At 61.8% G+C, this 13,276-nt stretch carries 10 protein-coding genes; 8 read left to right on the top strand and 2 right to left on the bottom strand.

Annotated elements, in window-relative coordinates; all coding sequences use genetic code 11:
• The first annotated feature begins 1 nt into the window (after position 1).
• The 3 genes from NKJ08_RS27035 (at position 2) to NKJ08_RS27025 (ending at position 2,832) form a co-directional block, all read left to right on the top strand.
• Positions 2–1,000, top strand: a complete 999-nt coding sequence (locus NKJ08_RS27035) for an ABC transporter permease (RefSeq protein ID WP_352468851.1) — start codon at positions 2–4, stop codon at positions 998–1,000.
• Complete coding sequence (locus NKJ08_RS27030; RefSeq protein ID WP_352784210.1) at positions 997–2,178, top strand: ABC transporter permease; 1,182 nt, start codon at positions 997–999, stop codon at positions 2,176–2,178. Before NKJ08_RS27035 ends, NKJ08_RS27030 begins: the two co-directional genes overlap by 4 nt.
• A 174-nt stretch (positions 2,179–2,352) precedes the next feature.
• On the top strand, positions 2,353–2,832 hold the full coding sequence (locus NKJ08_RS27025) for a class I SAM-dependent methyltransferase (RefSeq protein ID WP_352529920.1): 480 nt from the start codon (positions 2,353–2,355) through the stop codon (positions 2,830–2,832).
• A 39-nt stretch (positions 2,833–2,871) separates the two neighbouring features.
• On the opposite strand, the gene NKJ08_RS27020 is transcribed toward NKJ08_RS27025, so the two are convergent.
• On the bottom strand, positions 2,872–4,287 hold the full coding sequence (locus NKJ08_RS27020) for an adenylate/guanylate cyclase domain-containing protein (protein WP_352529922.1): 1,416 nt from the start codon (positions 4,285–4,287) through the stop codon (positions 2,872–2,874).
• A 205-nt stretch (positions 4,288–4,492) separates the two neighbouring features.
• Between NKJ08_RS27020 and NKJ08_RS27015 the strand changes: the two genes are divergently transcribed.
• The 3 genes from NKJ08_RS27015 to NKJ08_RS27005 all read left to right on the top strand — a co-directional run bounded on the left by NKJ08_RS27015 (position 4,493) and on the right by NKJ08_RS27005 (position 7,497).
• Entirely contained in the window at positions 4,493–5,317 is an 825-nt protein-coding gene (locus NKJ08_RS27015; RefSeq protein ID WP_352529924.1) for a hypothetical protein, read from the top strand.
• Between the two features lie 74 nt (positions 5,318–5,391).
• Positions 5,392–5,916 carry a GNAT family N-acetyltransferase gene (locus NKJ08_RS27010; RefSeq protein ID WP_352529926.1) on the top strand — a complete coding sequence of 175 codons (525 nt, stop codon included), beginning with the start codon at positions 5,392–5,394 and terminating at the stop codon, positions 5,914–5,916.
• 195 nt (positions 5,917–6,111) lie between these two features.
• Entirely contained in the window at positions 6,112–7,497 is a 1,386-nt protein-coding gene (locus tag NKJ08_RS27005; RefSeq protein WP_352529928.1) for a hypothetical protein, read from the top strand.
• A gap of 87 nt (positions 7,498–7,584) precedes the next feature.
• On the opposite strand, the gene NKJ08_RS27000 is transcribed toward NKJ08_RS27005, so the two are convergent.
• Positions 7,585–9,357 carry an adenylate/guanylate cyclase domain-containing protein gene (locus NKJ08_RS27000; protein ID WP_352529930.1) on the bottom strand — a complete coding sequence of 591 codons (1,773 nt, stop codon included), beginning with the start codon at positions 9,355–9,357 and terminating at the stop codon, positions 7,585–7,587.
• Positions 9,358–9,599: 242 nt separating this feature from the next.
• Between NKJ08_RS27000 and NKJ08_RS26995 the strand changes: the two genes are divergently transcribed.
• Together NKJ08_RS26995 and NKJ08_RS26990 are read left to right on the top strand one after the other, a co-directional pair.
• Positions 9,600–12,899, top strand: a complete 3,300-nt coding sequence (locus tag NKJ08_RS26995) for an adenylate/guanylate cyclase domain-containing protein (RefSeq protein ID WP_352529934.1) — start codon at positions 9,600–9,602, stop codon at positions 12,897–12,899.
• Between the two features lie 18 nt (positions 12,900–12,917).
• A partial coding sequence (locus tag NKJ08_RS26990; protein WP_352784204.1) for a redoxin domain-containing protein occupies positions 12,918–13,276 on the top strand: 359 nt, incomplete at its 3' end.

The following is a 13,276-nucleotide window of genomic DNA, read 5'->3' as shown; positions in this document are numbered from 1 at the left end:
CGTGCTTCGATATTTTGTCTGGCGCATCGCCGTGATGGTTCCAACGCTGCTGGTCATATCGGCACTGGTGTTCACGATCATCGAACTTCCACCAGGCGACTATTTCGACAGCTATGTTGCCGAGCTTCGGGCTCAGGGCGAAGCGGTGGATTCCGATCGCATCGAGATGATGCGCAAGGAATATGGTTTCGACCAGCCACCGGTCATTCGCTACTTCTACTGGGTCGGCGGGATGCTGCACGGCGATTTCGGCTATTCCTTCGAATATGAGCTGCCGGTTCGCGACGTCGTCGGAGACCGAATGTGGCTGACCGTGCTGGTTTCCTTCGTCACGATCATCTTTACCTGGCTCATCGCCTTTCCGATCGGCATGTACTCCGCCACGCATCAATACAGCTGGGGCGACTACGGCCTGACTTTCTTCGGCCTTCTCGGCCTTGCCATTCCGAACTTCATGCTGGCGCTGATCCTGATGTATTTCGCCAACATCTGGTTCGGCACGTCCATCGGCCATCTCATGGACCAGCAATATCTCGGCGAGCCGATGAGCTGGGCCAAGGCGAAGTCGATCCTCGCCCATCTCTGGATCCCGGTCTTGATCATCGGCACCGGGGGCACGGCAAGCATGATCCGGCGGCTGCGCGCCAATCTGCTCGATGAGCTACATAAGCAATATGTCGTGACCGCGCGCGCCAAAGGCCTTCATCCCTTCAGGGCGCTGGTCAAATATCCGCTGCGTATGGCGCTCAATTTCTTCATTTCAGACATCGGCTCTATCCTGCCGGCCATAATCTCCGGCGCCGAAATCACGGCGATCGTGCTGTCTTTGGAAACGACCGGGCCGATGCTGATCAAGGCGCTGCAAAGCCAGGACATGTATCTGGCAGGGTCGTTCCTGATGTTCCTCGCCTTCCTGACGGTCATCGGCGTCCTGATTTCCGACCTGGCGCTGGCGCTACTTGATCCGCGAATTCGTTTGCAAGGCGGCAGCACCAAATGAAGACGCAATCGCCGCTGCCCGCTCCGGGTGCCCCACTGCAACATTACGTTTCCATCGAGCCCTTTGACCTGCAGTCGGTCGAGGCGATGACGCCGGAGCAGTCGAAGGTTTTTCAAGCGTCGCAGTTGCGGCTGATGTGGTGGAAATTCCGTCGGCACCGGCTTGCCGTTGTATCCGGCATATTCCTGGCAGCGCTTTATTTCGGGATACTGATCTGCGAGTTCCTGGCGCCCTACGATCTGCACACGCGCAACATGGACTACATCTATTCGCCGCCGCAGCGGGTGCACCTGTTCCACAACGGCCAGTTCGTCGGGCCGTTCGTCTATGGCCGCCAGATGAGGCTGGATATGGACACGCTCAAGCGGAACTACATCGAGAGACAGGATGATGTTCAGCGGATCCGTTTCTTCTGCAAGGGCGACAGTTACCGGTTCTGGGGCCTGATCGAAGGTGACAGGCATTTTGTCTGCCCCGCCGAAAACGGCCAGCTCTTTCTAGCCGGCACTGACAGGCTGGGGCGCGATGTGCTCTCGCGCATCATCTATGGCGCACGCATTTCACTGACAATCGGCCTCGTCGGCATCAGTTTCAGCTTCCTGCTCGGCATTGTCATCGGCGGACTGGCCGGCTATCACGGCGGTATCTTCGACCTGATCGTTCAACGGATAATCGAAGTTCTGCAATCGATCCCCAGCATTCCGCTATGGCTGGCTCTGGCGGCGATCATGCCGATAACCTGGAGTCCGATCCTGATCTATTTCGGCATCACCGTCATCCTCGGGCTGCTCGACTGGACCGGACTGGCGCGGGCCGTGCGTTCAAAGCTTCTAGCCTTGCGCGAGGAGGATTACGTTCTGGCCGCGCAGTTGATGGGCGCCAGAAGCAGCCGCATCATCGGGCGGCATCTCATTCCCGGCTTCATGTCGCATCTGATCGCGACGGCGACGATCTCCATACCCGGCATGATCCTGGGCGAGACGGCGCTGAGCTTCCTCGGGCTCGGCCTGAGGGCGCCGATAACCAGCTGGGGCATCCTGCTCACCGAGGCGCGCAGCGTCAGCGTGATCGCGTTCTATCCATGGCTGCTTTTGCCGATGCTCCCCGTCGTTCTCGTCATCTTGGCGTTCAACTTCCTCGGCGACGGGTTGCGGGACGCCGCGGACCCGTACAAGTGACATCGCTATTCCGCCGCGCGCAGCGCCGCCGACTCTACCCGGTATGATCCTTGTCGGCAGCCTGTTTGCTTGTTGCAGTGTTCATCGTTCGCCTCTACACGCGGCAGACTCGTCGCGAAACGCTCTGGTCGGGGCAGTTGAGTCCGTGGACTGGTTCAGGACATACAATCGCACATGAGTCGCCTCGACAGTTTCATCCGGAGGATGACCGCACAGCGCGACATACTCGATCATGTCTGCGCCGAGGTGGCGAAGATGGAGGGGCCCGTGCTCGAGCTCGGCCTCGGCAATGGCCGGACGTTCCACCATCTGCGCGAGCGCCTGCCCGGACGCCGGATCGTAGCGTTCGACCGCGCACTTGCCGCACACGCCAGCTCAATTCCTGAAGCTGAAAACCTCGTGCTCGGCGAAATACGCGAGACGGCGAGCAGGTTCATTGGCATCGAGGCCGCTCTTGTTCATGCCGACATCGGCACCGGCTATGAAGATCGCGATGCGGTGACGTCTACCTGGCTTCCCGATCTGACCGCGCGCCTGCTTCGCGTCGGCGGCATCGCTGTCAGCGGCACGCCGCTCGATCACCCGCAGTTGCAACGCCTCCCGCCGCCGCCTTCGGTGCCCGCCGATCGTTATTTTATCTATAGGCGCGTGTGAGGGGCGCGGGACGCGCCCAAGTCTCCAGGGTCCAAGTCTTCAAGGGATCGTATATACTGCTATCTCCCGGTCAATGCCGCGCAGCGAGACCTCGTGGGGCACGGGCGTCAGAGCGTTCCTGTGCAAGAGATCGGCGGTGAGATTGTCGTCGACCACCGCCCGAGTGGCGAAGATCGCCTGTGCGTTGGCAAGGTTCTGGACCCGCGAAGCAATGTTGACCGTCTGGCCGAAATAGTCCTGTCGCTCGTTCATAGACACGGCGATGCAGGGGCCGGCATGGACTCCGATCTTGAGCAGCAGATCCTCGCGCCCGCTCTTGTCGTTGAGCGCACGCATGGCATCGCGCATCCTGAGGGCCGCAGCCATCGCACGATCAGGCGTCGCGAAGGTCGCCATCACCGCATCACCGATCGTCTTCACCACCGCGCCTGCCTCCGCCGCGACGATCTCGTGCAGAACTTGGAAATGCTCGCGCACGAGATCGAAGGCTGAAAGGTCGCCCACCCGCTCGTAAAGCGCGGTCGATCCGCGCAGGTCGGTGAACAGGAAGGTCAGGCTGGTGATCTTCAGGCGCTGGTTGATGTCGAGCGTATCCGTGCGATAGAGATCGCGGAACGTCTGGTTGGTGAGCAGGCGCTTGGCGGTCAGGAAGGGCCGGCGTTTGCCCAGCAAATCATGCAATGCCTGGCCGGCGATGAAGACCGTCGGCAGCACGCGGGTGTCGGTCCTGTTTTCCAGCGAAATGCGCATCGGGCCGGGTTGCATCTCCAGCGTCTGGCTCTGGACATGGTCGCGGTCGAAGACCAAAGAGAGGCTTCGGCGCTCCTTTGTTGGTTCGCCCTTCCCGTCGATGAACTGCGCTGAATGGGTGACCGGCTCGAAGACGATGATGAATTCGGACGGAAGCTGTATGGGCAGAACCGCCCTTTCACCGGGCGCAAGCTCGATATCCTCCAGCGAGAACGCTTCCATCTTTTTCGCGAAATCGTCTTCCGGCAGATCGACGCCGGACGCCCAGTAGATCTGGCGGAAATATTCAACCAACGGCAGTTCGTGTGGATTGTGGGCGGCAATCCTGCGCACGCGGGGACTGACGGTGAATGTCACCTCGACCATCTCGTCGAGGGTCGGCGAATAGCCCTCGGAGCACAGTGCGCAGGTGTATTCATCCTTCTGCAGGGTTTTCAGCGTGGCGTTGGTGTCGAGCACGCCGCCACAGCCGGGGCACAGAACATTCCAAGAAATGTCGAAGATGCCCACCCGCGCCGCGTGGAGAAAGGCGCTTATGGCGCGTTCCTCGTCGAGGCCATGCTTGCTGGCGAAGGCTGGCGCATTGATGCGGCAAAGTTCGCGGTCCTTGCCCTCCGCGATGGTTCGCTTGATCGCGTCGATTGCCTGTGGATCGACATCGGTCGATTGCCGCAGAAGCGAGAACAGATCCTGAGCTTCGTTCATCGTGCAGGCTCCGGAAAATGCATCCCCGAGGCGTGTTGACCGGACCGGTCTTTGGTCCGAGTGCTCCATCTTACTTCGAAACGGACCGTACGGCCATTCGAATAGATGGGCCTGGTGACAGTTCAATTTCCATTCGGCGGATTTTCACAGGCCGCAAGCGGCACTATGATGGTCCATGGGGCATTCATCTTTGGGACTTTCTCCCATGCCAACATCCAACAACCCGCCATTTCCCGCGGCCCTGCGCCTTTTCTCTATGGTGGTCATCATCGTCCTGATCGTAGGCGCCGGCCTGTTTTTCGCGCCTGCGCTGGTCAAGCCGGGCTGGCCTTGGGCCGTCACGCCGTTCAATGCCCGCTTCCTCGGCGGCTTCTACACCGCCGAAATGGTCGTGATGGCGGCGCTGCTGGTCTGGAATCGCTGGTCGCCCGGCAGGCTCGTGCTCGTCATGGCCTTCATCTTCACCGTCATCGTGTCGGTGGCTTCGTTCATCAATCTCGGCTATTTCAACTTCGAGCGCAAAGCGCCCTGGCTCTGGTTTTTGGTCTATCTTGCTTCGGTCGCGGTATCCGGGCTGTTCCTGTGGCGGGCCAGGGCCCGTCCTTCTGCAAAAGGCGTGACCTTAAACCCCGCATGGCGTGGCTACATGCCGGTGGAATCGGCGATCCTTGGACTCTATGGCGTCGGCCTGTTGCTGTTTCCCTTGACGTTCAGCAGCATCTGGCCATGGCCGGTCGATGCCTTCCACGCTCAGGTCTACAGCGCCATCTTCCTCGCTGGTGCGGGCGGCATATATCTCGTCTGGAGAAACGCGCCGCGCGAGGAACTGCTGGTGCTCGGCTTGGCGCAGTTTCTGATTGGCCTGCTTGCCATCCTTGGCCTCGTCATCACCGATGCTGCGGTGCACCGGATCGACTGGACGGCGACCGGGACATTGTGCTGGCTCGCCCTTTTCGGCTGGATCGGCATCAGCGGCGTCTTCAAACTCTACGCCGCCTCCTGGTATTTTAGCTCGCAATCGGCATCATAGGTTGCAGAGACGGCTGGATTTTCAGGTGACGTCCGGTGCATCGTGCCGGGCCGATTGCCTTCGCCGGGAACGCCATGACCAGCACGACCTCGCCATCCTCCGAGAAAATCCAGCCGCAGCTCCGGTCCGTCCGGCCAAGCGATGCGGAGGCGCTTTGCGCTATCTTCAACATGCCGGGCTTCCGCTGGGGCACGCTCAGGATGCCCTTCGAGATGGTGGAGCAGGTGGAGCGGCGCATCGCCAAGTCCGGCCAGGAAACCACCTGGATCGTTGCCGAGTTGGACGGCAGGGTCGTCGGCCATGGCAGCCTGGTCGTGCAGGGTTCGCCACGCCGTTCGCATATCGGCGAGATCAATATCGGCCTTGACGATGCCTTTGTCGGCAAGGGCATCGGCTCTGCCATACTTGGCGCGCTGCTTGACGTGGCCGACAACTGGCGCGCCCTGAAGCGGGTCGAATTGACCGTCTATGCCGACAACGAACCGGCCGTCCGTCTCTACACAAGCCACGGCTTCGAGGTCGAAGGTCGGCATGTGAAGGCCGGTTTTACCGACGGGCAGTACCACGACCTCCTGAGCATGGCCCGGCTGCGGTTCTGAGATACGCTGTTTGGCCTTAACTGTTTAGCCGATCTAACAATTCGTGCCGAGTCGGCGAACAGGTGATTGCTCATGGAGAACTCCGTAGGATGCGGCCAATTTCGTCTCACCATTGACGATCTATGTGTGGGCCGGCCGCATCCAGCAAATCTGGTCTCCCTTGGCGTTTGAACCGCAAGCGGCTAGACGGGACCAATGACCGCCGTCTTTGATCCAACCCCTACGCCTCCGGCGGAAATTCTGGCTGTGCTGTCGCTGCTCTGCCCGGAAGTCGCGCGTGACATCGAGCAGAACTGGAATGCACCGGTTTCCGATTACGCCCGCCATCTGTGGCGGCCGGTGGCAAGGCCTGCATCGGGCCCGGCGATCGCTGCCCGCTCGATCCTGCGCGAAGTCCTGCATCAGCGCCTTGGTGTGATCATGCAGCCTGAAGAGATCGGCAAGGCCCTCGAAGAGTTCGAGCACAGACCGGTGATTCAGTCCGGCCTGCACTGCCTGCTTCTGATGGACCGGATCACCTTCGATGCCCTCCTGCTTGCCTGGCTCGGCGCGGTCGAAAACGGGCTGTCGGCCTTCTTCGGCTTCATGGGAACGACGATGACCATGGAGACAATTGGCCGGGAGGGGCCGGGATGGCTAGATGTCGGCGACGACAAGGTCAACCTGTTTGGCATGGGGCGGCACAAACTGTGCCGCAAAAGCGCCTGCGTGGCCGGTCCCGTCGCCCTCAACAAGCGCGCGCTCGAAGCGGTGGGCGATGAAACGGATGCCAGCCGCTGGCTGGGCACACTGCTTGCCAGCCAGGACAAGGTGTTTGGAACCGCCGCCGATGCGCTGACAGCCCTCAACGAGGATCTGGTCGCCAATTGGGATCGTTCCGGCATGGCCCTGCCGGTTTTCATCGATGATCGGCTCGCCGCGGCTGCCATGGCGCGGCATCTAGAATATGACGGCAGCCTTCTTTCCAGGCTGCTCATTGAGCCCACAAGGCGCCAGCGTCTCGAACGTGCCTTGCAAGAGGCCGCATCGAGCCCATTTGGCAGATTCCTGCCCAATGCCACGGCCCATTTCTGGGGCATCCGCGAGGAGCGCGTGCGCAAGCTCGTCCTCGAGAACGGGCACCTGATCGAGCCTGACAGGCCGCATGGTCTTTCCATCCCGTTCGAGCGGCCGCATCTCAAGCAGGCGCTGCTGGACGGCGTGCTGCTGCCGAACTTGTTCCTGATGTTCCTCGTCCTTGCTATATTGCCGCGCGTGCGGGTTGTGGGCGGCCTGAGACAGATTGGCTATGTAGCGCTTTTCCACTCGATCCTGTTGGCTGTGCTGGACGAGAACGCGCCGGAAGAGCGCGATCTGGCTGCGGAGCTGCAGGTTCGGGAAAATGCCTGGGGCATGCGGGTCATCGATGAAAAGATCTCGGTTCGCGAGCAGCTTGCCGGCCTGCCGGAAGGGGCGCTCTTCCCGGACCTGCTCCGGCAATACCGATTGCGGACACTTGCCGAGACGACCGACGACCTGAAGCTGGTTCGCGAAAACGCCCGATGGCGCAAGATCGGCCAGACAGAGATCAAGGCGACCTGAGCCTCACTTCAGGCCTTATTCCAGGTTGATTTTCTAGTGCGCAACCGCAAGCGACGCGATCTATCTAACCTGACATGGCCCCACCTGTCATTGCACGACACCGGCCTTGCGGAGCCCGTCCACCACGAGTTCGAAATCGGCAGGGTTCTTGTAGGGCAAGACTTTGCGACGGTATTCCAACGAATAGTCGGGATTGACGCGAAGCACCTCCTGCCATGCCGCGCGGGCCTCGGCGAAACGGCCCAGATGGCCGTAGCTGGCGGCCAGAAGCGCGCGCGAGACGTCGGTGACAGCGTTGCGAGCCAGCCGTTGCATCAAGAGGTCAACGGCCTCTTCGTACCTTCCTAGTTGAAACGAGGCCAAAGCCTGGAAGTGCAGAAGCACATCCGGAAAGTATGGATTCAAGGTCTTCCCCCGGGCGAAACTCTCGAGGGCTTCCTCGGATCTGCCCGAATAGTACAGCGCCTCGCCGAGGATGACGTGCCCTTCGGCGAAGTTCGGATTGAGGACTATCGCGCGCTCGGCCTCGTTGATGGCCCCATCGTGCCGTCGTGTGTACAGCTTGGCCATAACCAGCGCCCAGTGCGCCCAGGGATCGCTGCCATCCAGCGTTACCGCTCGCGTTGCGGCCTCTTCCGCTTGCGCCATCGATTCCGGCGGCGACGCACTCCACCTGTTCAGGTAATCGAGTCCGTGCGTGAGGGCGAGGAAAGCGTGGGCAGAGGCAAATTTCGGGTCCAGTTCGATGGCACGTTGCAAGAGGTCGCGGGCTGCGACGTTCGTCTCCTTCATCAGCCGGTGCCACAGCTCCCGGCCCCGCAGGAAACAGTCATACGCCTCCGTGCTGCGCGGGTGCTCGGGCGCCAGCCGCTGACGGTCACCCTCAGTCAGATTGAGCGCCAGCGCACCGACGATCTGCTGCGTCACGTCGTCCTGCACGGCGAATATGTCGGTCAGGTCGCGATCGAACCGCTCCGCCCAAAGATGGCCGCCCGAGGTTGCATCGATGAGCTGCGCGGTGATGCGCGCCCTGTTCCCCGACTTGCGTACGCTGCCCTCAAGTACATGCCGCACGCCGAGCTTCGTGCCCACCTCCTGCACATGCACGTTCTGGCCCTTGAAGGTGAACGACGAATTGCGTGCGATGACGAAGAGCTGCGACAGTTTGGATAGCGCCGTGATGATGTCTTCAGAGATGCCGTCGGCGAAGTAGTCCTGTTCGGCGTCACCGCTCATGTTGGCGAACGGCAGGACGGCGATCGACAGCTTCGGCGGCGCTGCCGTCGCCGGCCGGCTCGTCGCGGTTTCCGAGCTCGCGGCCGGCTTGGTCCCGGCGCTACCGACTTGCAGCGAATAGACCCGGATCGGCTCGGCGATGTTCTTGAGCTGCGTGCTGCCGAGATCGCTGACCGAGAGGTCGAGCCTCGCCTTGACCTGGCGATAGGCATCCTCGGACAGGCAGATGGCGCCGGGCGCCGCGACGCCCTCCAAACGCGAGGCGATGTTGACGCCGTCGCCCATCAGGTCGCCGTCGCTTTCTTCGACCACATCCCCCAGATGGATGCCGATCCTGAACTCGATGCGGCGGTGTTGCGGCACGCCGGCATTGCGCTCAACCATACCATTCTGAACCTCAACGGCGCAGCGCACGGCATCCACCACACTGCGGAACTCAACCAGCGCCCCATCCCCGGTGCGCTTGATCACCCGCCCGTGGTGCACTGCGATGATCGGATCGATCAGGTCGCTGCGCAGTGCCCGCAACCTCGCCAAAGTACGATCTTCGTCCGCGCTCGCGAGCCGGCTGTATCCGACCACATCCGCAGCCAGGATTGCAGCTAGCTTACGATTCTCGCTCATCTGTCCGTCTCCTCATCTCCACGATAGCAGGAAGACGGAGGGTAAGAGGGAACTTTCGCAAACGACGGCCACGCAGCCGCTTGAATCGGCAGCGCTCTGCCACCGGACCCACACGGATCGCTCGATGCCCATTTGCGCTGCCGCTTGCCGTTCGACGGCTATCGGTGCATCCTTGTGAATAGCCTGGCCGTGAAGTGCGTGGCGAGATCACGCCGTTACGGCCTCTAGTGAGGTCTTGTTCGATGGACTGCTCGGGCTGCGGTTTCGAGGTTGAGGGCGGTTACGCCTTCTGTCCGAAGTGTGGCAGGCGCCAGCCCGTGCCATGCGCCAGTTGCGGCTACCCCTGCGCACCTGATTTCGAGTTCTGTCCGAAATGTGGGGCAAGCGTCGGTGCGCCCGCAAAAGTCGTCGAACGGCCTGCTCCGACACCAAGCCGGACCATTGTGCCGCCTTCTCGAACTCCGTCGCTGCTTCCGAACATCGAAAGTGAAGAAGGGCTGCATCCCGTCTCAGACGCCGATCGCCGGACGGTAACGGTCCTGTTCGCCGACCTTTGCGGCTTCACGACACTCAGCGAGCAGCTCGACCCCGAGGTCACGCAAGCGCTGCAGAACGAACTGTTCAAGGAATTGACGGCGGCCGTGCGAAACTTTGGTGGTTTCGTCGACAAATTCATCGGCGATGCACTGCTCGCTTTGTTCGGTGCGCCGGTCGCGCATGAGGACGATCCGGAACGTGCGCTTCGCGCCGCTCTCGACATGATCGCCCGGACGGCGCGGCTCGGCGAAAGCGCCCCCCACTCCGGCTCGCCTCTGTTACTCCACATCGGCATAAACACTGGTCCGGTCGTCACCGGCGGATTGGGCATCGGCACCGCCAAATCCTATTCGGTGACCGGCGACACAGTGAATACGGCGCAACGCCTGCAATCGCTGGCCGCACCGGGTGAGGTGCTGGTAGGCGAGCTCACTCACAGGCTGACCCGGCATGCCTTCTCTTACGAGTCGTTGGGTGATGTCGTGCTTCGCGGCAAGGCTGGCAGTGTGCTCGTCCATCGACTGGATGCACCGCTTGCGGCGCCGCGTGCAGCGCGTGGGCTCGAGGCGCTCGGCCTCAGCGCGCCGATAATAGGTCGTGGTGCGGAGCTCCATAGAATGCTGGCGAGCCTTGACCAGGCGTGCGGCGGCTCGGCCCAACTTGTCCGCCTCGTCGGAGAAGCCGGTATCGGGAAATCGCGGCTGGTGAAGGAGTTCGTCGCCCGCGTCGGCGACGAGGATCGTTTTCGCAACGTCGCCGTGCGGCAGGCCACGTGCTCACCGCTGGGCGAACAATCATTTGGCGCCTTGGGCGCAGTGGTGCGCAGCGCTGCCGGGATGATGCAAAACGACAATGGGGACGAAATGCGGGGGAAGCTCGCAGGCTTGCTTACCGATCTCGGCCTGCAGGGCGAGGAGGCGAAGCGGCTGATGCCTTTGCTCTACCATGTGCTTGGCCTTGGCGACCCCGATGCCACCTTGCAGCATGTCGAGCCCGAGCAGCTGCGGCGGCAAATTCTCTACGCAGTCCGCACAATCATCGAACGGCGGCTTGCGTTGTCGCCGCTGCTGATTGTCGTCGAAGACCTGCACTGGGCCGACGCCGTGTCGCTCGAGGCACTACGTTTCGTGATGGACAGGTTGGAACGCACGCGGTTGATGTTGCTGGTCACGCATCGTCCGGCGCCGGACAGCGACCAGCTCGACTCAAGTCGGGTCAGTCACACAGCGCTCAGGCTTTCGCCGCTCAACAGTGACGACGGACGCAGCCTGCTGGCGGCGCTTTTCGGCGAGAGCTGGGTAAACTCCGCAGGAAGGCTTCCTGACCAGATCCTCGAGCGCGCGGGCGGCAACCCCCTTTTTGTAGAGGAGATCGTTCGCGGCCTTATCGATCGCGGTGTACTGATGCGCGAGGGCCAGCGATGGCGGACTGTGGCAGGCGAAGTCGCAACCGGCATTCCCGCCACTATCCAGGCAATGTTGCTTGCTCGCGTCGACCGGCTGCCCCAAGAGGTGCGCCGGTTGGCCCAGGAAGCCGCGGTAATCGGCCCGCGCTTCGATGCCACACTTCTGAAAACCGTGACAGCCGACCCCGGCCGGCTAGAAGCCGGCTGCGAACTGCTTTGCGATGCGGAAATCATCGAGGAAGTTGCCGGATCAGGCTCGGTCTCGTCGCAAAGCTACCGCTTTACGCAAACATTGCTGCAGGACGTGATCTACCAGAATCTGCTCCTGCAACGCCGGACCGACATCCACGGGCGGGTCGGTGCTGCCTTGGAGCAACTGTGCGGCGACAAGCCGGAACGGCTCGAGGATTTGACCGTGCTCGGTCATCATTTCGCACAGAGCGCCGAGCGGGAGAAGGGCGCGTATTACCTGCAGGCGGCGGGCGATCGCGCTCGCATGATATACGCCAACGACGACGCCCTTCGTTTCTACGAGCGAGCACTGACTGCGTTGGACGCGATCGGGCAAACACCGCTCAAACTGGCAATTGCAGAGCGCATTGCCGATTTGAGCGGCCCGGTAGGCCGCCGCGAGATCGCGCACCACCACTACGAGACGGTGTTGCAGGCATACCGCGAGTCAGCCAATCGTGTCGCTTCGGCGCGGGTTTTGCGTAAGATCGGTCGGCTGCTCTGGGACGTTGGCAAGCGGGACAACGCAGAATCCCGCTATGCTGAAGCGGCAGCGCTCCTCGATGGAGCGGATGCCCCGATCGAGCAGGCGCATCTGTGGCAAGAACGTGGCCGACAGGCGTTCCGTAGCGGAGATCACGCTCTCGCGGCAAAATGGGCAGACGCGGCGCTGGATTGCGTACGCACTCTGACAACGGAGAATGTCTCCGAGGTAGGGTGTGATGCCACTCTTGTGACCGCCGAGGCACTTAATACCAAGGCTGTTGCGCTGGCTCGCCTTGGGCGAAACCGTGAAGCCGTGCGTCAGGTTGAGCGTAGCATTGAATTGGCCGAAGCCGCCGGTCTACTGGGCGCGGCCTGCCGCGGCTACACCAATCTCGGCGTGCTTTACACGACCATCGATCCGGCAAAGGCGATGGAGGTCTGTCGGCGCGGTCTTGAAGTGGCGCGCCATATTGGTGATTTGGGTTTCCAGGCGCGCCTCCTCGCCAATCTGGCGGTCGCTTGTTGTACTTTCACGGATCGCTGTCCAACGGAGGGCGTGCCTGCTGCCGAGAAGGCCATCGAGATCGACCGGGCGCTCGACCAGCGCGAGCACCTGCCGGTGCCGTTGATCGTGCTTGGGCAGATCCACCAGTGCCACGGCCGTCCGGAACTGGCGGTTGGCTTGTTCCACGAAGCACTGGACGTGGCCCGCGAAACGGGTGAACCGCAACTGCTGTTTCCGTGCTATGATGGTCTTGCAACGCTTAATCTCGACCTCGACAATCTGGCCGAGGCCGAACGCTACTTTTCCCTGGCGCAGGGTATATGCGCCCAGCACGGGCTCGACCCGGAAGCGCTTGTGGTGCTGCCTTTTCTCGACTAGCCGGGTGGGAGGTTGGAAATGTCCGCGCGTAGTGACTTGGTACCGCTTCAACTGGGCGACCGTGCGCCCAACGTGGTGCTCGACGCCATTACCCAGGAGGGCAAGATCGCGCTCGACGACTTTCGCGGTCAAAAACCGGTGCTGGTCGGCCTGTTCCGAGGACTGCATTGTGCGTTTTGCCGGCGCCATATCGCCGCCCAGGCGCGGCTCGATCCGGAGCTGCGCGAAAAGGGCGTAGAGAGCCTTACGGTGGTCAACACGCCGATCGAACGGGCGCGTCTCTATTTCCGTTACCACCCGATGCCGAATCTGCTTGCGGCGTCCGACCCTGAACGTGCTTCGCATCGTGCTTTTGGACTGCCCAATCTCGAATTTAC

The sequence above is a fragment of the Mesorhizobium sp. M0244 genome (assembly GCF_040321795.1).
In the GTDB taxonomy this organism is placed as follows: domain Bacteria; phylum Pseudomonadota; class Alphaproteobacteria; order Rhizobiales; family Rhizobiaceae; genus Mesorhizobium.
Note: the sequence above shows the minus strand (reverse complement) of the source record. Positions and strands in the feature narration are given on the sequence as shown.